This is a genomic window from Mesorhizobium sp. M0217 (genome assembly GCF_040321955.1).
In the GTDB taxonomy this organism is placed as follows: Bacteria; Pseudomonadota; Alphaproteobacteria; order Rhizobiales; family Rhizobiaceae; genus Mesorhizobium.
Window position 1 is genome coordinate 1 of record NZ_JAMYSN010000007.1, and the last position, 19,941, is coordinate 19,941.

At 63.9% G+C, this 19,941-nt stretch carries 18 protein-coding genes and 1 pseudogene; 8 read left to right on the plus strand and 11 right to left on the minus strand.

Going from position 1 to position 19,941, the window contains the following annotated elements; all coding sequences use genetic code 11:
• A partial coding sequence (locus NKJ18_RS13660) for a transposase (RefSeq protein ID WP_352557142.1) occupies nucleotides 1–198 on the plus strand: 198 nt, incomplete at its 5' end.
• Nucleotides 199–272: 74 nt separating this feature from the next.
• On the opposite strand, the gene NKJ18_RS13665 is transcribed toward NKJ18_RS13660, so the two are convergent.
• The 4 genes and pseudogenes from NKJ18_RS13665 to NKJ18_RS13680 all read right to left on the minus strand — a co-directional run bounded on the left by NKJ18_RS13665 (nucleotide 273) and on the right by NKJ18_RS13680 (nucleotide 4,049).
• A complete protein-coding gene (locus NKJ18_RS13665; RefSeq protein WP_023672094.1) occupies nucleotides 273–1,076 on the minus strand; it encodes an ATP-binding cassette domain-containing protein in 804 nt (267 codons plus the stop codon).
• Nucleotides 1,077–1,083: 7 nt separating this feature from the next.
• A complete protein-coding gene (locus NKJ18_RS13670; protein ID WP_023672093.1) occupies nucleotides 1,084–1,860 on the minus strand; it encodes an ABC transporter permease subunit in 777 nt (258 codons plus the stop codon).
• Nucleotides 1,857–3,026: an FMNH2-dependent alkanesulfonate monooxygenase gene (ssuD, locus tag NKJ18_RS13675; protein WP_352758421.1), complete on the minus strand. Its 1,170-nt coding sequence runs from the start codon at nucleotides 3,024–3,026 to the stop codon at nucleotides 1,857–1,859. The genes NKJ18_RS13670 and ssuD overlap by 4 nt, the downstream gene beginning before the upstream one ends.
• A gap of 70 nt (nucleotides 3,027–3,096) precedes the next feature.
• Nucleotides 3,097–4,049 (minus strand): annotated as a pseudogene (locus NKJ18_RS13680) (sulfonate ABC transporter substrate-binding protein).
• Nucleotides 4,050–4,332: 283 nt separating this feature from the next.
• On the opposite strand from NKJ18_RS13680, the gene NKJ18_RS13685 reads away from it, so the two are divergent.
• A complete protein-coding gene (locus tag NKJ18_RS13685) occupies nucleotides 4,333–4,650 on the plus strand; it encodes a GIY-YIG nuclease family protein (RefSeq protein ID WP_352758422.1) in 318 nt (105 codons plus the stop codon).
• Between the two features lie 368 nt (nucleotides 4,651–5,018).
• On the opposite strand, the gene NKJ18_RS13690 is transcribed toward NKJ18_RS13685, so the two are convergent.
• The 3 genes from NKJ18_RS13690 to tauA all read right to left on the minus strand — a co-directional run bounded on the left by NKJ18_RS13690 (nucleotide 5,019) and on the right by tauA (nucleotide 7,842).
• The gene (locus NKJ18_RS13690; protein WP_352758424.1) at nucleotides 5,019–5,879 is read right to left on the minus strand and encodes an ABC transporter permease subunit; all 861 of its coding nucleotides are present in this window, start codon (nucleotides 5,877–5,879) and stop codon (nucleotides 5,019–5,021) included.
• Nucleotides 5,876–6,667, minus strand: a complete 792-nt coding sequence (locus NKJ18_RS13695; RefSeq protein WP_023755920.1) for a taurine ABC transporter ATP-binding protein — start codon at nucleotides 6,665–6,667, stop codon at nucleotides 5,876–5,878. The genes NKJ18_RS13690 and NKJ18_RS13695 overlap by 4 nt, the downstream gene beginning before the upstream one ends.
• Before the next feature lie 161 nt (nucleotides 6,668–6,828).
• Nucleotides 6,829–7,842, minus strand: coding sequence for a taurine ABC transporter substrate-binding protein (gene tauA, locus NKJ18_RS13700; protein ID WP_023710332.1), 1,014 nt, complete (start codon nucleotides 7,840–7,842; stop codon nucleotides 6,829–6,831).
• Nucleotides 7,843–8,073: 231 nt separating this feature from the next.
• Between tauA and NKJ18_RS13705 the strand changes: the two genes are divergently transcribed.
• The 6 genes from NKJ18_RS13705 to NKJ18_RS13730 all read left to right on the plus strand — a co-directional run bounded on the left by NKJ18_RS13705 (nucleotide 8,074) and on the right by NKJ18_RS13730 (nucleotide 13,672).
• A complete protein-coding gene (locus NKJ18_RS13705) occupies nucleotides 8,074–8,235 on the plus strand; it encodes a hypothetical protein (protein ID WP_023681206.1) in 162 nt (53 codons plus the stop codon).
• A gap of 416 nt (nucleotides 8,236–8,651) precedes the next feature.
• Complete coding sequence (locus tag NKJ18_RS13710; RefSeq protein WP_023687576.1) at nucleotides 8,652–9,128, plus strand: RrF2 family transcriptional regulator; 477 nt, start codon at nucleotides 8,652–8,654, stop codon at nucleotides 9,126–9,128.
• Nucleotides 9,129–9,144: 16 nt separating this feature from the next.
• Nucleotides 9,145–10,512: an FAD/NAD(P)-binding protein gene (locus NKJ18_RS13715; protein ID WP_352443641.1), complete on the plus strand. Its 1,368-nt coding sequence runs from the start codon at nucleotides 9,145–9,147 to the stop codon at nucleotides 10,510–10,512.
• Between the two features lie 225 nt (nucleotides 10,513–10,737).
• Complete coding sequence (locus NKJ18_RS13720; protein WP_352758425.1) at nucleotides 10,738–12,171, plus strand: pyridoxal-phosphate dependent enzyme; 1,434 nt, start codon at nucleotides 10,738–10,740, stop codon at nucleotides 12,169–12,171.
• A complete protein-coding gene (locus tag NKJ18_RS13725; RefSeq protein ID WP_023706950.1) occupies nucleotides 12,168–13,349 on the plus strand; it encodes a trans-sulfuration enzyme family protein in 1,182 nt (393 codons plus the stop codon). Before NKJ18_RS13720 ends, NKJ18_RS13725 begins: the two co-directional genes overlap by 4 nt.
• A gap of 131 nt (nucleotides 13,350–13,480) precedes the next feature.
• On the plus strand, nucleotides 13,481–13,672 hold the full coding sequence (locus NKJ18_RS13730; protein WP_196814107.1) for a hypothetical protein: 192 nt from the start codon (nucleotides 13,481–13,483) through the stop codon (nucleotides 13,670–13,672).
• Nucleotides 13,673–13,701: 29 nt separating this feature from the next.
• Here NKJ18_RS13730 and NKJ18_RS13735 read toward each other — a convergent pair whose 3' ends face one another.
• The 4 genes from NKJ18_RS13735 to NKJ18_RS13750 all read right to left on the minus strand — a co-directional run bounded on the left by NKJ18_RS13735 (nucleotide 13,702) and on the right by NKJ18_RS13750 (nucleotide 19,925).
• Nucleotides 13,702–14,007, minus strand: a complete 306-nt coding sequence (locus NKJ18_RS13735; protein ID WP_023672079.1) for a UBP-type zinc finger domain-containing protein — start codon at nucleotides 14,005–14,007, stop codon at nucleotides 13,702–13,704.
• Complete coding sequence (locus tag NKJ18_RS13740) at nucleotides 14,007–15,674, minus strand: FAD-dependent oxidoreductase (protein WP_352758427.1); 1,668 nt, start codon at nucleotides 15,672–15,674, stop codon at nucleotides 14,007–14,009. Before NKJ18_RS13740 ends, NKJ18_RS13735 begins: the two co-directional genes overlap by 1 nt.
• Nucleotides 15,675–15,909: 235 nt before the next feature.
• Nucleotides 15,910–19,101: an amino acid permease gene (locus tag NKJ18_RS13745; RefSeq protein ID WP_352758428.1), complete on the minus strand. Its 3,192-nt coding sequence runs from the start codon at nucleotides 19,099–19,101 to the stop codon at nucleotides 15,910–15,912.
• Between the two features lie 554 nt (nucleotides 19,102–19,655).
• Entirely contained in the window at nucleotides 19,656–19,925 is a 270-nt protein-coding gene (locus NKJ18_RS13750) for a hypothetical protein (protein ID WP_156933261.1), read from the minus strand.
• Nucleotides 19,926–19,941 lie beyond the last annotated feature (16 nt).

Below are 19,941 nucleotides of genomic sequence, written 5' to 3' on the forward strand. Positions count from 1 at the left end.
AACATGCTGGAGCGGCTCAACGAGGAAATCCGCCGGCGCACCTATGTCGTGCGCATCTTCCCCAATACCGAAAGCTGCCTGCGCCTGGTCAGGGCGTTGGCCGTCGAGACCAATGAAAACTGGATGGAGGCCAACCGATACATCAACATGGACGACCTGCGCGAGCACAAGAAGCTCGCTCTGCGCCAAGCCGCATGACCAGCATCATGGCCGCCCCTTTTTGCAGAACTTGACGCACACAACCGGATAGAATGCCCTGCCCGCGATAGGCTCTACCCGAACAGCTGATCCAGAATCCTGCCCTCCAGCCTGGCAAGCTCGACCGAACCACGCCGGCGCGGCCGCGCCACCGACACGTCGAGATCGAGCGCGATGCGGCCCTCGTCGATCACCACCACCCGGTCGGCGAGCGCAACCGCCTCGGCGACGTCATGCGTCACCAGCACGGCGGTGAATTTTTGCTCCAGCCAGATACGTTCCAGAAGCTGCTGCATTTCGATGCGGGTCAGCGCATCGAGCGCGCCGAGCGGCTCGTCGAGCGCCAGGATCCGAGGCTGTCCGATCAGTGCACGCGCCAGCGCCACGCGCTGCTTCTGGCCGCCCGACAGCACCGAGGGCCATTCGTCGGCGCGGTCGGCGAGGCCGACTTCACCCAGGATGGCGAGCGCGCGCCGCCTGGCTTCCGCACCGGTGGCAAGCCCGGTCAGCCCGACCTCGACGTTTTTCACCACGCTGGCCCAGGGCAACAGCCGCGGCTCCTGGAACATGAAGCGGCTCTCTTCGCCAGCGCCGGCCTTGGCTTCCGGCCCGAATGTCAGCGATCCTGCCGTCGGCCGGTCGAGCCCGGCCAGCAGCCGCAAAAGCGTGCTCTTGCCGCAGCCGCTCTTGCCGATGACGGCAACGAACTGCCCGACCGGCACGTCGAGATCGATGCAGTCGAGCACGACCTTGTCGCCAAAGCGCTTTTCCATGCCCTTGAAGGCAAAGGCGCGCTGCCTTTCGACGGCCTCCTCCGGCCGTGACGGTTCCGGCGCGGCGACGAAGGAACGGATGGCGGTCAGGCTGGCGGTTGGCATCGAACCCTCAGGCGTTCTGGAAGGCGGGATGCCAGCCGAGCGACAGCCGCTCGAGCAGGCGGGCGAAGCTGTCGGCAAGCTTGCCGAGCAGCGCATAGATCAGGATCGACAGCACGACCACATCGATCAGCAGGAATTCGCGTGCCTGCATGGCCATGTAGCCGAGGCCGGAACTGGCCGAGATGGTTTCGGCAACGATCAGCGTCAGCCACATGATGCCCAGCGCATAGCGCAGGCCGACGAAGATCGCCGGCAGCGCGCCGGGCAGGATCACCTGAAAAAACAACGCGCGGCGGTCCATGCCGTAGACCCGGCCCATCTCGACCAGCTGCGGGTCGACGCTCTGGATGCCGAGCAGCGTGTTGACGTAGATCGGGAAGAACACGCCGAGCGCCACCAGGAACAGTTTTGCTTCCTCGTCGATGCCGAACCACAGGATGACCAGCGGGATCAGCGCCAGATGCGGGATGTTGCGGATCATCTGCAGCGTCGTGTCGGTCAGGCCGCGGCTGAGCGCCGACAGCCCGTTGGCAAGGCCGAGTGCAAAGCCGATCGAGCCGCCGATGGCAAAGCCGGCCAGCGCACGCAGCGTGCTGACGCCGATGTTTTCGATCAGCTCGCCCGACAGCGTCAGCCGCCAGAAGGCCTCGGCCACCGCGCTCGGCGCCGGCAGCACATTGGCCGGCATCACGCCGGCGCGGCTGGCGGCTTCCCAGCCAATTATGACCAGCGCCGGCAGCAGCCAGCCGATGCCGTTCTGTTTGACGCGCCGGGCAAAACTCACGACGAGGCCTGCAGGCGGTTGGCGCCGTGGAAGCCGACGGCGAATTCATTGGCGATGTTCTCATGCGCCCGTGCCCGCCTGGTGCCCAGGCCGAGACGCGGGAACAGAAGCTCGGCGACACGGTAGGCTTCCTCGAGATGCGGGTACCCAGAGCCGATGATGGTGTCGATGCCGATCGCCTGATACTCGCGGATGCGCTCGACGATCTGCTCCGGCGAGCCGACCAGCGCGGTGCCGGCGCCGCCGCGCACCAGGCCGACGCCGGCCCACAGATTGGGTGACACCACCAGCCGGTCGCGGCGGCCGCCATGCAGTTCGGCCATGCGCCGCTGTCCCACAGAGTCCATCTCCTTGGTGAAGCGGGCCTGGGCATTTTCGATCTGGGCATCGGTGACGTGGCTGATCAGCCGGTCGGCGGCGCGCCAGGCCTCTTCCTCGGTCTCGCGCACGATGAAATGCAGCCTGATGCCGAAACGCAGTTTGCGGCCGCGCCGTTCAGCCTTGTTGCGCGCCGCGCTGAGTTTTTCCGCCACCTGCGCCGGCGGCTCGCCCCAGGTCAGGTACATGTCGACGAGATCGGCGGCGAGCTCCTGGCCGGCATCGGACGAGCCGCCGAAATAGAGCGGCGGCCGCTCCTGTTGCGGCAGAAGATCAAGACGGCCATTGTCGACGCGGTAATATTTGCCGTTGAAGTTGACGCTCTCGCCCGACACCAGCGCGCGCCAGATGGTCAGAAACTCTTGCGCCTGCGCATAGCGCTCGTCATGCGGCAGGAACACGCCATCGCCGGCAAGCTCGGTCGGGTTGCCGCCGACCACGACATTGAGCAGCAGGCGGCCATTGCTCAGCCGGTCGAGCGCCGCCGTCTGGCGCGCCGCGAAGGTGGGCAACGTCACGCCGGGCCGTAGCGCCACCAGGAATTTGAGCTTTTCCGTCAGCGCTGCAAGGCCGGAGGCGGTGATCCAGGAATCCTCGCAATTCTGCCCGGTCGGCAAAAGCACGCCGGGAAAGCCGAGCCGGTCGACGGCCTGTGCGATCTCCTTGAAGTAAGCGAACTCCGGCGGCCGCTGCTGCTGTTCGGAGCCGAGATAGGAGCCGTCGCCATGCGTTGGAATGAACCAGAAGAAATCGAGCGGGCTGGCTTGCGGATTGGCTGGAGCGGTCATGGCGAAATCCCTGAAGCGGAAACGGCAAAAAGGCGCCGGGCGTTTTACGCCCGGCGCCGCACGTGAAAGTTCAATTGCCCGGTGCGGTCCACACGGCGTCGGAGATGCGCACCGCATTCGGGATCAGTTTGAGCTTGTAGAAGCGATCGGCGGTCGCCTGCTGGCCGGCGATGATCTCGTCGGTGATCGGGAAGATGCCGAATTTGGTGCGATTGGCGGCGATGGTCTGCGCGTCGAGCGGCACGCCGGTCACCTCATGCAGGGCGGCGGCGACCTTGTCGCGATTCTGGTCCGCCCATTTCGCCGCCACGCCGAGCGCCGCTATCGTCGTGGTGATCGTCTCCGGATGCGCCTTGGCAAAATCCTTGTTGGCGAGGAAATAGGTGTTCACCTTCAGCACCTCGCTGGAGCGCGCCAGCACGCGCGGCTGGTAGCGCGTCTCGGCGATGGCGTAGAACGGGTCCCAGACCGCCCAGGCATCGATCTGGTCGCTGGCGAAAGCCGCCGCGGCATCGGCGGGCTGAGATAGACCGGGGTGATCTGGTCGAAGGGGATGTTTGCTTTTTCGAGCGCCGCGACCAGCAGATTGTGCGCGCTGGTGCCTTTGCCGACGCCGATGCGCTTTCCCTTGAGGCCGGCGAGCGACTGGATCGGCGATGCCGGCTTGACGAAGATCGCTTCGCCGTCGCCATTGGCCGGCAGTGCCGCCGCATAGACGATGTTGGCGCCGGCCGACTGGCCGAAGATTGGCGGTGCGTCGCCGGTCCAGCCGACATCGATGGCGCCGACATTGAGCGCCTCGACCAGCGGCGGGCCGGCGGTGAATTCGACCCATTTCACCACGACACCCTTGTCGCTCAGCGCCTTCTCGATCACCTGCTGCTGCCGGGCGATGACCGGCAGGCCGGTCTTCTGATAGCCGATGTTGAGCTGCTTCAACTCCTGCGCCGAGGCACTGAGCGAGGCAGCAATGCCCGCCGCCAACAGGCCAAGGCCGAAAACGCGTCTGGTCAGGCTGAACATGATCCCTCTTCCTTCGCTGCGAACCGGCGCCGGGAAGGGCTCCCTGCCGTGGATGAGAGACAAGGCTAGGTAGGTCTATAAATTTAGTAGAGAAACGATTTTGCGAGTTGGCTGCTTGACGTGGAAATATTTTCTTCAGAACCCAGCGCTCGTCATCCTAGGGCGAAGCAAGGAGCGAAGCGACGCGGCGCAGACCCTAGGATCCATGCCGTGACGTTTGGCGTAGAGTGAAACGGATCAGAATGTCGCTTGTGCGCGAACCGAGGCTCGATACCCTGAAACCATGACCGGCTACGTCTACATGACTGCAAGCCAAAAACGCGGCACGATCTACATCGGCGTCACCAACGATCTCGCCCGCCGCATGCCTGAACACAAATCCAGCCAGGGCGCAGGCTTCACCAGCCGCTACGGTGTTCAACGGCTGGTCTGGTATGAGGAATTCTTCGACATCACCGATGCCATTCAACGCGAGAAGTCGCTGAAGCGATGGCCGAGACAGTGGAAGATCGAACTGATAGAGAAGGCCAATCCGGAGTGGTTTGAGCTGTTCGCGGAACCGGGTGGTAGGCGCCCGGTTTGTTGCTCCCCTGGAGCGTAGCATCAGCGTCTCGGCATGGATCCTAGGGTCTGCGCCGCGTCGCTTCGCTCCTTGCTTCGCCCTAGGATGACGAAATCGCGAAGGCTGGCGCTAATCACCATCACCTCACTGCGACCAATACTGCCAGGCCCAGTAAAATCCCTCGTCGCGTGGCGGCAGGCGGTCGCGTTCGGCGTCGAGTTGCACCGGGGCCGGCGATTTCGGTTGCGGCTGCGACGACGAGTTCTTTCGCCAGGCGAGCAGCCATTGCCGAGATGGGCGAACAGCACCGCGGTGGACTGGGTCATGACATCACTCCTTCTGTTCCGGGGTCGGCGGTCGCCGTGCTGCGAAGGGAAGCAGCCGGTCAAACCGGCAGAAACTTGTTGTCATTCCTTTCCCGCCCACGGAACCAGCTGACGCTCGATCCGGCGGATGATGAATTCCAGCACGAAGGCTATTGTCGCGATCACCACTATTCCCATCACCACGACATCGGTGACCAGGAACTGGGCGGCCGACTGGATCATGAAGCCGAGGCCGCGCGTTGCCGCCACCAGCTCGGCTGCAACCAGCGTCGACCAGCCGGCGCCGAGCGCGATGCGCAGGCCGGTGAGGATCGACGGCAGCGCGCTGGGCAGGATGACATGGCGCACCACTTGGCGCTGCGTCGCACCAAGCGAACGGGCCGCATCGATGCGCTCCTTTGAGACACCGCGCACGCCCGAGGCCGTCGACAGCGCCACCGGCGCCAGCATGGCGATTGCGATCACCAGGATCTTTGACGGCTCGCCGATGCCGAACCAGATGATGACCAGCGGCAGATAGGCGAGCGGCGGGATGGGCCGCAAAAATTCGAGCAACGGATCGAAGATGCCACGCCCGACCGTCGAAATGCCGATAGCCAGCCCAACCGGAACGCCGATGACGATGGCCGCGAGCAGCGCCGCGAACACGCGGCCGAGGCTGGCGACGATATGCTGGAGCAAAGTCGCGTCGACGAAGCCGTCCTTGATCACCACGATGAACTTGGTCCACACGGCGGCGGGCGACGGCAGGAACACCGGCGACACCAGTTGCAGGCGCGCAGACAGCGCCCATGCCGCCAGCGCGGCCAGGATGGTGACGGCGCTGATCGCCCGCGAGGAAACCCCGCGCCGCTTCCGCACCGGCCGCGACCACGGCACCGAAATGGCATCGGCCTCGCCGGTCCCGGCGGCCGGCCGCTCGCTGTAGGAGGTGACGCTCATGCCGCCTCTCCTTCGAAGATCGCATCGGTCAGCTCGCCGCGCGCCGCGGCAAAGGCCGGATCGGCCTTGATGGCGCGGATCGGCTCGCCTGCGGCATAGCGCCGGCTGAAACCGGTCTCGAATGTCCGCACCACGCGGCCCGGTCCGGGCGCCAGCACGACGATGCTTGTGGCCAGCACCAGCGCCTCCTCGATGCCATGCGTGACCATCAGCACGCCAACCCGGCTTGCGGTCCACAGGTCGAGCAGCGTCGTCTGCATGCGCTCGCGCGTCAGCGCATCGAGTGCGCCGAGCGGTTCGTCGAGCAGCAGGAATTCCGGTTCGGCGGCGAGTGCACGGGCGAGTCCGACGCGCTGGCGCATGCCGCCGGACAATTCCCAGATGCGTTTGTCGCCGACGCCGTCAAGCTTGACCAGCGCCAGCAACTGGTCGGCGCGGCGCGCCCGCTCGGCTTGCGGCACGCCGCGCAGCCTGAGCGCAAAGGCGACGTTTTCACGGGCCGTCAGCCAGGGAAACAGCGCATCGTTCTGGAACACGACCGCCCGGTCGGAGCCTGGGCCGGTGATCGGCCGGCCGCCGATCGTGGCGACCCCGCGCGCAGGCTCGACCAGGCCGGCGGCGACATTGAGCAGCGAGGTCTTGCCGCAGCCGGAGCGGCCGACCAGCACGACGAAATCGCCCTTGGCGACATCGATGGAAACTCGGTCGACCGCCGGCGCTGCCTGGCCGTCATAGTGAACCGAGACCTTGTCGAGTACGAGATGCGGGTGGAGTACGAGATGCGGCATGAAAAGGGGCTCCGGAAGAAAATCAGCCTGCCCCGGCCCTCGTTGAGCGGATCCGGGACAGGCAGCACGCGGCGTCAGGGAAGAGGAAACCGCGCGTGTTCAGAGCAATTCCAGGAAAAGTGTGAAGCGGTTTTCCGTCCGGAATTGCGTAAAACTGAAGATCAGTTCGAGGCCAGAGCCTCGGTCACGTATTTCGACGACACGTATTTCGAATAGTCGGGCAGCACGGCGTCGATCTTGCCCTGCTCCTTGAGGAAGGCCGAAGCTGCCTCGATCGCCTTGACCGTGCCGCCGCCGAGGAATTTGTCGGAAGCCTGCTCTTCCAATGTCGGGAAGACGTAACCCTTGAGGAGCTGCGGCACCTCTTCCAGTTTGGCGCCGGTGATCTTGGCGATCTTGGCCGCTTCCGGCGACGAAACCGACCATGCCTCGGGCTTGGCCAGGAACTGGGCATAGGATTCGCCGGTCACCTTGACGAAATCGCGCACGGCGTCCGGGTTCTTTTCGGCGAAGTCGGTGCGCACGATCCAGGCGTCGAAGGTCGGCGCGCCCCAGGCGGCAACCTGCGAGGAATCCAGCACCACCTTGCCTGTCGTCTTGATCTGGCCGAGCGCCGGATCCCAGACATAGGCCGCGTCTATGTCGCCGCGAGCGAACGCGGCGGCTATTTCCGGTGGCCTGAGATTAAGGATTTCGACCGACTTCGGGTCGACGTTTTCGTGCTTCAGCGCGGCAAGCAGGCTGTAATGCGTGGTCGACACGAACGGCACCGCCACCTTCTTGCCGGCGAGGTCGGCGATCTTCTCGATGCCGGATCCATTGCGGGCGACCAGCGCCTCGGACTGGCCGATCAGGCCGACGACAAAGATGGTCTGGATCGGCAGTTCGCGGCTGGCGGCCGCGGCCAGCGGACTCGAGCCGACATAGCCGATATCGACCGAACCGGATGCGACGGCGGCGATGACATCGGCGCCGGAATCGAATTTGCGCCAGTCGATCGTGGCCTTGGTCGCCTTTTCATAGGCGCCGTCGGCCTGCGCTACTTTGGAAGGTTCGACCACCGTCTGGTAGCCGATGGTGATGTTGAGGTCCTGCGCCTGGGCCGGGCCGAGGAAGGCCGCACCCGCCAAAGCTGCCGACGACAGGAGGACAATGCGTCGCGAAATGCTGGACATGAAAGGCTCCATGAAAAATGAGAAAAACCGGATGCCTGTTCATAGTCAGCTAATTCTATCATTCTTGTAGAGTTAAATCCTTCCAAGCAAGAAGCACTTGTTAGAAAAAAACCACCGGCTGATGCGGGCGCGGTGACCGGCCCGTGCCGAACCGTGCGCAAACGCAAACGGCGCCCCCAAGGTGCTGAAGAGTTGGTGGTCCTGCCAACCCTCCTACGGAAGAGGCCTGATTTGGTGCTCGGCGCGCCGCTTGCGGCCTGCCGCAGGATCGATGTCGAGCCGTTGAGCCTCACCGACTTCCGCAGCGACGGCCACCGCTGGATGCTGCGGTCAAGCGGCGTGCCGGTGGCCGCCAAGGCCGCCCGGCCTCAGAGCGGCAAGGCGGCGTCCTGATATCGGGCGCAGGGCGGCGCCCGAGTTGTCGGGAGTCATGTTTCGCCGATCCGCGGGCTGCGACCCAAAATTCCCGGCAAAGCCCCAAATGGCGCAAATCCATGCTGTAAAAGACGGTTGATTTGAAAACACGTTCCGCGTGTTCGAGGGTAAGTATAGTAATCTTATCGACATTGGGAGCAGGAGCCGCCGCTCATCGCCGCAATCGCTCGCGGCTGGCTGTGACCTTAACGGCACAAAGCCTTGCTAAAGTGGCCCCTGCGGCGTGAAAACGAAGCAAAATCAAGGTTTCTCGGCTTGTATATCATGTCAGTAGAATTTATGTGTCGAAGCAGCTTGCACGCGGCGGGGAGGCACGTCAGGCGTTTCGAAACCGATGGTTTTGGGCCATCGCCTGACAGAGAAACATTCGGTCTATGCTCACCAAAAAAGGCAAGTACGGCCTCAAGGCGCTGGTCCATCTGGCGCAACTGCCGGTGGGACAGCTCGCCTTTGTCGGCGACATCGCCAGCGGCAACAACATTCCGAAGAAATTCCTCGACGCCATTCTGGGCGAATTGCGCAATGCCGGTTTCGTCCAGAGCCGCAAGGGCAAGGATGGCGGCTATCGCTTGGCGCGCCCGGCCGACGAGATCAAGGTCGGCCATGTCGTGCGCGTGCTCGACGGACCGCTGGCGCCCATCCCCTGCGCCAGCCGCACCCAGTATCAGCGCTGTGAAGACTGCAATGAGGCGACATGCCAAGTCCGACATCTGATGCTCGAGGTCCGGCAGGCGATCGCCGAGGTGCTCGACCAGCGCACGCTGGCCGAGATGCGCGACATCGTCCTCGACGACCTTCCGGTCGCGAGGGACATCGACGAGCTTGCGCCGGCGCAAAAGGTCCCCGCCTGATCCTGAGCCTGCTCGCATGAGCGTCGCGCGCGCCAATTCGATCATCCCCAGCTCGATCATCATCGTCGGCGGCGGTGCCAGCGGCGTCGTGCTGGCCGCGCATCTGCTCAAATCGGCCAATCCGGACCTGCGCGTTACGCTGATCGAAAAGCGTCCGCATTTCGGTCAGGGCATCGCCTATTCGACGCTTTTGTCGGCGCACGTGCTGAACGTCAGTGCTGCCGGCATGAGCGCCTATGCCGACGATCCCCTGAATTTCTGGCGCTGGTTGCAGGGGCGCGGCCTGATAAGCCAGGAACAGACGCCGCAGACACCCTTCTATGCGCCGCGCAGCGTCTATGCCCGCTACCTCAAGGAAGTGCTCGACGAGCTCGAAGCGCGCGAAAAGGAAACCGGCCGTCTCAGGCTGATTCGCGAGGAAAGCCTGTCGATCTCGCCGACATCGTCCGGCGTCGAAGTTGTGCTGGCCAACGGCACCAGCGTCGTCGCGCATCTGGCGGTGCTTGCCACCGGCCATGACGAGCAGCCCGGCGCCGGCCAGGGCCACGCCATCCGCATGGGCACCGAGGCCGACACCGCGCTCGATCCTCAAGCCCGCGTGCTGGTGCTGGGCACCGGGCTCAGCATGGTCGACGCCTTCCTGTCGCTCGAGCAGCGCGGCCATCGCGGCGAGATCGTCGCCGTGTCGCGGCGCGGCCTGCTGCCGTCGCCGCACCGCAAGGGCAACCCGATCAAGCTCGACGTCGCCGACATTCCGCTCGGCACGCAGCTCTCCTATTTCGTCGGCTGGTTCCGCGACCTGATCCGAGAAAACCAGAAGGCCGGCATCGACTGGCGTGACGTCGTCGATGGGCTGCGACCCTTCAACCAGAAGATCTGGCAGAACTGGCCGTCCTCGGCCAAGCGCCGCTTCGTCGAGCACACCAAGGCCTGGTGGGACATCCATCGCCATCGGCTGGCGCCCGAGGTGCATGCCCGCGTCACCGAAGCGGTGCGCACCGGCCGCATCCGCCCGGTCGCCGGCCGTGTCGTCGGCATCGAGGCTGGCGATGGATTCACCGTCGGCATCCAGTCTCGCCACACAAAGGCGCTGGAAACGCTGCAGGTCGCCCGCATCTATGATTGCACCGGCATCGCCCGCGACATCTCGACGACGTCGAACAGCGTCGTGCGCTCGCTGGTCGACCGCGGCCTGGCGCGGCCCGACCCGCTGCGGCTTGGCCTCGATGTAACGGCCAAGTGCGAAATCATCGCCGGCGACGGCACCGCATCGGCCAAGATCCTCGCCGTCGGGCCGCTGACCCGCGGCACCTTCTTCGAGATCGACGCCATCCCCGACATCCGCGTGCAATGCGCTAGGCTGAGCAAGCAGCTGCTGGGGTAAAGCTGTTGACGTCGGCGGGATAGCACTCCCCTCAGAGGGGAGTGGAAGGATCGCTACGGAGGTGTTGGGCTTGAGTCCAAAGCCCGCCTCAAACTGGAATTCCATTCCCCCTCTCGCCGGTTGATTGGCACGTTCTACCTTCTTTCCGACTGCAAACGGCCGGAAAAGAAGCTACGCTGCCGCTCTGCCCCCGAGGCGGTCGCTTGTTCAAGGGAGCACATCGACATGAGCGAGCACAGAAAAGCTGCGCCAGGCAGTTCGGACGGCACGTTATTGCGCCTGCGTCCGCCATACGCCTCGGTGCTCGACCTCATCGGCCAGACGCCGGTGGTCGAACTGACCAAATTCGACACCGGCAAGTGCCGGCTGTTCATCAAGCTTGAAAGCCAGAATCCCGGTGGCTCGATCAAGGACCGCATTGCGCTGTCGATGATTGCCGCGGCCGAGAAGGAAGGCAAGCTGAAGCGCGGCGGCACCATCGTCGAGGCGACCGCCGGGAATACCGGCCTCGGCCTCGCCCAGGTCGGCATCCCCAAGGGCTACCGCATCATCCTCGTCGTGCCCGACAAGATGTCGCGCGAAAAGATCCAGCATCTGCGCGCGCTCGGCGCCGAAGTGCGCATGACCCGCTCCGATGTCGGCAAGGGCCATGCCGAATATTACCAGGACATGGCCGAGAAGATCGCATCGGAAACGCCCGGCGCCTTCTACGCCAACCAGTTCGCCAACCCGGCCAACCCTGAGGCGCATGAGACCACCACCGGACCGGAAATCCTTGCCCAGCTCGATGGCGACCTCGACGCCGTGGTCGTCGGCGTCGGCTCCGGCGGTACGCTGACCGGGCTTGGCCGCTACTTCGCCGGAACATCGCCGAAAACCGAAATGGTGCTGGCCGATCCCGTCGGATCGGTGCTGGCGCCGCTGATCAAGACCGGCAAGATGGAAGAGGCCGGCAGCTGGACCGTCGAAGGCATCGGCGAGGATTTTGTGCCGCCCAATGCCGATCTGTCGCTGGTCAGGAAAGCCTATTCCATCCCAGACAAGCAGAGCATGCTGGCCGTGCGGGACCTGCTTTCGAAGGAAGGCATTCTCGCCGGCTCGTCTTCCGGCACGCTGCTGTCGGCCGCGCTTCGCTATTGCCGCGAGCAGACGACAGCAAAACGCGTCGTCACCTTCGTCTGCGACAGCGGCAACAAATATCTGTCCAAGGTGTTCGACGATTTCTGGCTGGCCGAGCAAGGGCTGGCCGAACAGGAACAGCATGGCGATCTGCGCGACCTCGTCATGCGCTCGCACCGCACCGGCGACACCGTTTATGTCGGCCCCGACGAAAGCCTGCTCAACGCCTATGGCCGCATGCGCCGCTCCGATGTCTCGCAGCTGCCGGTGCTGGACAATGGCAAGCTGGTCGGCATTATCGATGAGGGCGACATCTTGGCCAAGGTCGACGGCCCCTATGACGGCCGCTGGGACCGCTTCAACGCCCCGGTGCGCACCGCCATGACCTCCAATCTGCACACGCTGCAGGCCAGCCAGACGCTGGATGCGCTGCTGCCGGTGTTCGACCGCAACGAGGTCGCCATCATCTTCGATGGCGACGAGTTCGTCGGCCTGATAACCCGTATCGACCTGATCAACCATTTGAGGCGCGCACGATGACTGCTGAAACATCCCCATCGGGCAAGAACCGCCTGGCTTTTTCCACGCGCACCATCCATGGCGGCCAGAGCCATGACCCGCTGACCGGCGCGGTGATGGTGCCGATCTACGCGACCTCGACCTATGGCCAGCAGTCGCCCGGCGTGCACAAGGGGTTTGAGTACGCCCGCAGCCAAAACCCGACCCGCTTTGCCTTCGAGCGCGCGGTGGCCGATCTCGAAAGCGGCTCGGCCGCCTTTGCCTTTGCTTCCGGCCTGGCGGCGATCTCGACGGTGCTGGAATTGCTCGACAGCGGCGCCCATATCGTTGCAACCGACGACATCTATGGCGGCTCGTTCCGGCTGATGGAGCGGGTGCGCAAGCGCTCGGCCAATCTGCAGGTGAGTTTTGTGGACTTCACCGATCTGGCGGCGGTGGAAGCAGCGATTCGCCCGGAGACAAAACTGCTCTGGGTCGAAACTCCGACCAATCCGCTGCTGCGTATCGTCGACCTCGAAGGCGTTGCGGCACTCGCCAGGCGCAAAGGGGTTTTGACGGTCGCCGACAACACGTTCTGCAGCCCCTACATCCAGCGGCCGCTTGAACTCGGCATCGACATCGTCGTCCACTCGACGACGAAATATCTCAATGGCCATTCCGACATGGTCGGCGGCGTCGCCATCGTCGGCGACAACAAGGATTTGGCGGCCCAGCTGAAATTCCTGCAGAACGCCATCGGCGCCATCTCCGGTCCCTTCGACAGTTTTCTCGCGCTGCGCGGCATCAAGACACTGGCGCTCAGGATGGAGCGGCATTCCACGAACGGCCTGAAGATTGCGCAGTGGCTGGAGGCGCGAAAAGATGTGCGCCGCGTCGTCTATCCCGGCCTGGCCAGCCATCCGCAGCACGCCATCGCCGTCCAGCAGATGCATGCCTTCGGCGGCATGATCTCGGTCGACCTCGACCGCGACCTCGCCGGCACCAAACGCTTCCTCGAACGGACGCAACTGTTCACGCTGGCTGAAAGCCTCGGCGGCGTCGAAAGCCTGATCGAACACCCGGCGCTGATGACGCACGGCTCGATCCCGGCGGAAAAGCGCGCGGAAATCGGCATTTCGGATTCGCTGGTGCGGTTGTCGGCGGGGATAGAGGATGGCGATGATCTGATCGCCGACCTGGACCAGGCGCTGCGGGGGTAGGCGTACCGGATGCGTACCGATGACAATGAGGGGCGGCGATGACCGTCGAGAGTAAATCCCAATCCGCCGCGCGTTAACACATTCAGCAGCCTTTGCTTAACCCTTCGCCGCTATGTCCCGCCTGGGGAGGCATGGCGAGAGTGAGTGTGATGGACAACAACCCGGAAAAGCGCAGCGAATGGCGCGCCATCTTTTATGTGCAGGCCCGCGTGGCCATCCTGTTCGTCCCGGTCGTCGCCAGTCTTCTGATCATTGCCGCACTTGCCGGCAACGACCACAATCCCAATGCCATAGACCGCACGGTTACTGGCTCGGTGAAATAGGCGCAGCGGTCGGCCGACAGTCGGCCGCCTCAGAAAAACTTCGGGATCGGGCCGTTCTGCGGCGTCACGTCGCCTTCCAGGTCGATGAACGCCTCGTCGACAAAGCACCAGGCCCAGCCTTCCGGCGGGTCGTAGCCTTCGATGATAGGGTGCTTGGTGGCGTGGAAATGCTTGGTGGCGTGGCGGTTGGGCGAGTCGTCGCAGCAGCCGACATGGCCGCAGGTGCGGCAGAGCCTGAGATGCACCCACATGGAGCCGCTCTTCAGGCACTCCTCGCAACCGAGCGCGCTCGGCGTCACCGTCTTGATGTCGCGCGTGTGTTTGCATTCATCCATTATGCTCTCCTGGCCAGTTCGGGCGCTGCTGCGTCGGGTCGCGCGAGATAGGCGTGCAAGGCAGCCACCACCTGGGCGCCTTCGCCGACGGCGGCGGCGACCCGCTTGACCGAGCCGGAGCGCACGTCGCCAATGGCGAACACGCCGCTGCGGCTGGTCTCCATCTGGCCCGCCCCTATGTCGGCGCCGGTGCGCACGAAGCCCCTGGCGTCGAGCGCGATATCGCACCCAGCCAGCCAATCGGTGTTGGGGTCGGCGCCGATGAACAGGAAGAGATGCTGGATCGGGCGCGTCTCGACGCCGCCGGGGTTGCGCCAGCGCAACTGGGTGAGATTGCCGCCTTCGCCTTCCAGCGCCTCGATCTCTGTCTCGCCAAGCACCTCGATGTTGGGTTGCGCCTCGATACGCTCGACCAGATAGCGCGACATGGTTTCCCTGAGGCCGCCGCGGCGCGCCAGCATCGTCACCTTGCGGACCTGGCTGGCGAGATAGACCGCCGCCTGCCCCGCCGAATTGCCGGCGCCGACCAGCGCCACTTCTTGCCCTGTGCATAGCCGCGCTTCGATCGGCGAGGCCCAGTAATGCACCGACGTGCCCTCGAACTCGGCCAGCTTGGCGATGTCGAGGCGGCGGTAGCGGGCGCCGCTGGCGATCACCACCGTGCGTGCGCGCAGGCTTTCACCGTCGCCGACGGTAAGCGTGTAGCCCTCGCCTGCTGCACTGAGCAGCTTGGCCTCGTCGGGGATGACTATTTCGACGCCGAATTTCTGCGCCTGGTTGTAGGCGCGCGCCATCAGCGCCATGCCGGAAATGCCGGTGGGGAAACCCAGATAGTTCTCGATGCGCGCGGAGGCGCCGGCCTGGCCGCCGAAGGCGCGGCAATCGAGCACGATGGTCGACAGCCCTTCGGATGCCGCATAGACCGCGGCCGCCAGCCCCGCCGGTCCGGCGCCGACAATGGCGACGTCATAGACCATGTTGGGATCGATCGGCCGCAGCAGGCCGATGCAGCGGGCAAGTTCGGTTTCGCCGGGATTGTGCATCAGCTTGCCGTTGGGGCAGAGCACGATCGGCAGATGGTGCGGGTCGACATGAAAATGCTCAATCAGCGTCTTGGCGCACGGGTCGCTGTCGGAATCGAGCGCGCGGTGCGGCTGGCCGCTGCGGCGCAGAAATCCCTGCAGCCGCAGCGTGTCGCCATTGCCGGCCGGGCCGATGACGACCGGCCCGCTCGAGCCGCTTTCCAGAAGCCCGACGCGGCGCAGGATCAGCGCCCGCATGATCCGCTCGCCAAGGCTTGCCTCCTGCACCATCAGGTCGCGCAGCCGCTGCGAGGGGATGACGAAGGCCTCGACCGGCTCGGCCGCCTCCGCATTGACCAGCGACGGCCGGCTGGAAAGCTGCGCCAGCTCGCCGATGAAATTGCCGGGACCATGAGTGACGATGGTCTCGCGCCGGCCGGGCCTGACATCCTGGGTGATATCGACCGTGCCCGACAGGATGACGATCAGCCCCGGCGCCACGGTGCCGGCGGTGACGATATGCTCGCCGGCGGCATAGGAACTCGCCTCGCCGAACCGGCGCATGCGCTCGATATCGGCGTCGCCCAGGATGGGAAACATCTGGTCGCGGCGGGTGACGGTGATCGGCTGGGTGGGTGGGGCCATAGGTGCGAGCGTAGCGCCGAGACGGCCGGGTTTGAAGTGGTTTGTTAAGCGCCTGGCCGGGAGGGCAGGTTGGTTCCCGCACCAACTCGTGCGGATGCCTCACATGGCCCCGCGCTGCAAGGCAAACAGTGCGCCGACAAGTGCGACCTTTATAAGGGCGAGCCCGAGCAGTACCGCCAGCAGTCCTCGCTCACCAGTATGCTGCAAGAGCAGCGCGCCGACGGTCGGCGCCGGGCTATCGCGTTACGCCAAGCGCCTGAGGTGCGGTTGTATCCTTGGGCTCCCCGAAGGCAGATCCTGGCGAAATCCCATTCGTCACATCTTTGTAGAGCGCTATCGGATGCGGGCGCCCCACCAGATATCCTTGGATTTCGGGACATCCTTCCTTCATCAGGAAGGCACGCTCGTCCTCTGTTTCGACACCCTCCGCGATGACAGGCAAGGCCAGCGCACTCCCCAGGCTGAGTATCGTGCGCACGATGGCCGCCGATTGGACATTCGAACCGACACCCGAAACAAAACTGCGATCGATCTTGATCTTGTCGAATGGAAACGCCTGCAACGAGGACAGCGAGGCATACCCCGTGCCAAAATCATCCATCGAGACCCTGACGCCCAACGCCTTCAACCTCCGCAAAACCGACAAGGCGGTTGCCCGGTCGCGGATGAGAACCCCTTCCGTGATTTCCAGTTCCAGCCGCCCCGGAGCAAGGCCGGTCTCGTAGAGGATAGAATGAACGAGGCCTACCAGGTCGCCGAAACGGAATTGCACGGGAGAGAGGTTGACGGCGATCTGCAGCGGTGAGGGCCAGGAGGCCGCGTCTCTGCACGCCTGCCTGAGCGTCCATTCACCTATCTCAACGATCGTGCCATCCTGTTCGGCAAGCGAGACAAACGCGTTTGGCGAGATGAGCCCATGCTTTGGATGGTGCCATCGGGCGAGTGCCTCGAAACCGAAGATTTCGCCGTCCATCCTGGCTTGCGGCTGATAATGAAGCACAAGTTCGCCATGGGCGACCGCAGAGCGCAAATCTCGCTGCAAGGCGTAGCGCTCTCTTAGCCTCTTATCCATCTCAGGATCGAAGAATTGCACCATTCGACGACCGTCCGCCTTGGCCCGGTACAGCGCTGCGTCGGCATTTGCCATCAGCGCCGCGGCATTCTCTCCGTCTTTCGGATAGATCGCCGCGCCGATGCTCACCCCGATCGAAATGTGCTGGCCTCGGATTTCGAATTTGCCTGCCGCCGATTCGAACAGACGGTCCGCAACGTCCTTGGCACTCGCGGACCGGTCATCCATGGCCAGGACAACCGTGAATTCGTCGCCGCCCATGCGCGCGATAAAGGCCTCAGGCGCCGCGGTTTGGAGACGCCGGGAAATGGTGCAAAGCAGATCGTCGCCGGCGGCGTGCCCGAAAACGTCGTTCGCCTCTTTAAAATGGTCAAGGTCGATGCTGAAGACGGCAAAGCTGGCGTGCGTTGCTTTTGCACGCTCGAGCGTCGTGGCCAGGTGTGCTGCAAGCGCGGCTCGGTTCGCCAGGCCGGTAAGCGGATCGTGGTGCGCGAGATGCGCGATTTCCTCGTGCCGTGCCATCAGTTCGCTGCGCGCTACGTTCATGTTCTCGCGCGCGTCGTCCAGGCCGTGGGCGGCTTCCCTCACCTTGTCCTGGAGCAGGTTGAAGCTTTCGGCCATCTCTCCAAGTTCGTCACGAGAGTTTACGGTAACCGGCATGATGTTCACGGAGGCGTGCGCCGCAGCGAGGTCTCCCCGCCCCAGGGCGACCATGGCAAGAGAGAAATCCTTCAGCGTTCCGGATGTCAGACGCTTTGCCGCGTTGCTCACCTCGGTTGCCGAATGGGTGATCATTCCCGGCAAGATCAAGCCAACGCTGATGGTCAGCAGCGCGACAACGACAAAAATGTCCTCCAGCGCGGCGACCAATGAAGTGTCGCCTTGGGGAACGCTGCCGATCGCCAGGAAATAGCCGGCACCGTCAAGCACGAGCACAAAAAGCATGGCTCCGGTAAGCTTCAGGTGAAGCGTATGTGGCAGCAAGGGTAGACCGAGTGCGTATCGATCCTCCATCGTGCGCCAGGCGTAGAGCGCAGCACCCGAATATGCCAAAGCCAGACCGAACAGGACGGTAGGAAGGCCAAATTGCTGAAATCCCAGTATGGCAGTCAACAGCCATATTGCAGCCGCGCCTACGCCAAGGATGATCGTTCCCCTGGGAGCCCGGAAGGGTCGCTCGGCTTCGGGACTGTCACGGCGCAAGAGCCAGACTGCGATGTTTGGCATGCAGATGCTGATCAGGTACGTGAAATTGGCCGCGGCGATCATCCAGAGCGGATACCCGCACAGCATGAAGCCGATTGCCGCGGCAGCTGTGAGCAGCGTTGCCGCCCAGGGACAATCTGTTGAGGTGCGCCTGGCCAGGAAGCTCGGCAGCAGGCCGTCTTCGCTCAGCTGCGCAAGGGTCCGCGCGGCGCCTGCCAATGGCTGCAACGTTCCATGGAACATGTTCAGCATGATGAGCCAGATGGCGGCCGCCTTGCCGAAACTCCCCAACAAGGGCGCAAAGGTAGGCCCAAGAGCTATGGCGAGGTCGGTGCCGAGCGGCTCCGGCCCGAGCACACCCAGCCAGACAACCGGCAGGACCAGGAAATAGACGCCGGCCATTGCGGCGCTGGCCCACATCGCCAGAGGAATGTTGCGGTTGGGATCGATGGTTTCGCCAACATGGCAGGCTGCAGCCTCAAATGCCGGTGCGGCAAACCCGATCAGGTACAGTCCCGCCATCACCGACGTGATGTCGCCGAACAGGCCGGTAAACGGGCTGGTCAGGGCAAAATCCGTCGCCTGCCGCCAGTCGACCGAGCCACTGATGACCGGGACGAGGGATGAGAGAAACGCAAGCGTCGCGGAGGCCGTGGCGATCGGGATCGCCAGTTGGACCACCCACTTGATTCCACACAGGTTGACCGCCGTAAAGAATGCGATAAGCCCGCAGGCGACCGCCTCCACGGGGAGGCCCGGCAGGTACCATTGCTGGATTGCAGACGCTGAAAGAACCGCTGTCAGTCCGCAGGTCGGCACCCAACCCCACCAATAGCAGGTGCCCGTCAGAGCCGAGAGAACGGGACTGTAAGGTCGGAAGGCTTCGGCGCACGCTGCGGAGATACCGCCGACGCGGTTTGGCCACATGAGAACCAATTCGGTCCACGCCGGTGCGGCGGCCCAGCTTAGAAGCAGACCAACAACGAGCAAAGGAACCGCGGCGCTTCCTTGCCCGGGAATATTCCCCTGGCCGACAAAAAGGGCGGCAATCAGAAACAGGCTTTGATTGCTGCCACCCATGGCGAGCGCTGTCGTGCCCATCCATCCCAAGGTTCTCGGGTGCGGTCGTGAAGGCGTGAGGCCCGGCATTCAGAGACATCCATTCGAGTGCGGAGCGCTGTCTGACTGGCGAATGTAACCTGCGGAGATATGTCTGTCGAACGTCGCGCTCCCGAAGTCAAAGTTGGACCTTAGGTGAGACGTATTAAGACTTCGTACCAAATCCGATCCCGCTGATGATCACTGTCAACTTCCGGTGGCTGCGGTTCAATCATGCTGATGCCGGTCCGAATGGCTCGATCTCCTCCGATCCGGGATATCATTTCCAATTTTATCTAATCGCCCACTATGGAAGAGCGATCGAATAGTCGCGAATACAGCCTAATATCGCTTATTATCGACAAATCTCGTGATTGCGGAGCGTGACCGCCTTTGACTTCGTACCTCGCCATCGTGGGGGCAAGCACCGAGACTTCACGCCGTGCCTCAAGTTGGAGCTAACTTGTGCGAGCATGCCGCATAGCCCCGCGTTGCAGGGCAAACAGCGCGCCGACCACGCTGGGCGCGGCGGTCGGCCTTGGCGCGCTGGTGGGTCCTTCCCAGGCCGGCGCCCGTACGGTCGAGATGGCGATCGCCCGCTACCATCATCCGATCTGGACCAAACTGGCCTCGGTGACATTTGTGACCATAGGCGTGGCGACGCTCTGGACCGGCCTGCCTGTTCTGCCGGCCGCGCTGATACGGCGCCGGCATCGGCTCGCATGGCCGGGTATCTTCACATGCAGCGACATGGTGTTCTGGACGATGCTTGAGCGCGACGCGACCTCGCCAGCGGGCACGCCTTCGACGCCGGCCCGCAGCAGGAATGTGTTCAGCACCAGAACACTTGGGATCAGCGTTGCGGGAGCCTGCACACGTGAGTACTTCGCC

Coding starts and splice junctions, on each gene's coding strand:
- NKJ18_RS13745 (WP_352758428.1), bottom strand. CDS start 19,101: ATGCCGGGCCTCACGCCTTCACGACCGCACCCGAGAACCTTGGGATGG.
- NKJ18_RS13665 (WP_023672094.1), bottom strand. CDS start 1,076: ATGCCAACCGCCAGCCTGACCGCCATCCGTTCCTTCGTCGCCGCGCCG.
- NKJ18_RS13740 (WP_352758427.1), bottom strand. CDS start 15,674: ATGGCCCCACCCACCCAGCCGATCACCGTCACCCGCCGCGACCAGATG.
- NKJ18_RS13690 (WP_352758424.1), bottom strand. CDS start 5,879: ATGAGCGTCACCTCCTACAGCGAGCGGCCGGCCGCCGGGACCGGCGAG.
- NKJ18_RS13710 (WP_023687576.1), top strand. CDS start 8,652: ATGCTCACCAAAAAAGGCAAGTACGGCCTCAAGGCGCTGGTCCATCTG.
- NKJ18_RS13725 (WP_023706950.1), top strand. CDS start 12,168: ATGACTGCTGAAACATCCCCATCGGGCAAGAACCGCCTGGCTTTTTCC.
- NKJ18_RS13695 (WP_023755920.1), bottom strand. CDS start 6,667: ATGCCGCATCTCGTACTCCACCCGCATCTCGTACTCGACAAGGTCTCG.
- NKJ18_RS13715 (WP_352443641.1), top strand. CDS start 9,145: ATGAGCGTCGCGCGCGCCAATTCGATCATCCCCAGCTCGATCATCATC.
- NKJ18_RS13730 (WP_196814107.1), top strand. CDS start 13,481: ATGGCGAGAGTGAGTGTGATGGACAACAACCCGGAAAAGCGCAGCGAA.
- ssuD (WP_352758421.1), bottom strand. CDS start 3,026: ATGACCGCTCCAGCCAATCCGCAAGCCAGCCCGCTCGATTTCTTCTGG.
- NKJ18_RS13685 (WP_352758422.1), top strand. CDS start 4,333: ATGACCGGCTACGTCTACATGACTGCAAGCCAAAAACGCGGCACGATC.
- NKJ18_RS13720 (WP_352758425.1), top strand. CDS start 10,738: ATGAGCGAGCACAGAAAAGCTGCGCCAGGCAGTTCGGACGGCACGTTA.
- NKJ18_RS13735 (WP_023672079.1), bottom strand. CDS start 14,007: ATGGATGAATGCAAACACACGCGCGACATCAAGACGGTGACGCCGAGC.
- tauA (WP_023710332.1), bottom strand. CDS start 7,842: ATGTCCAGCATTTCGCGACGCATTGTCCTCCTGTCGTCGGCAGCTTTG.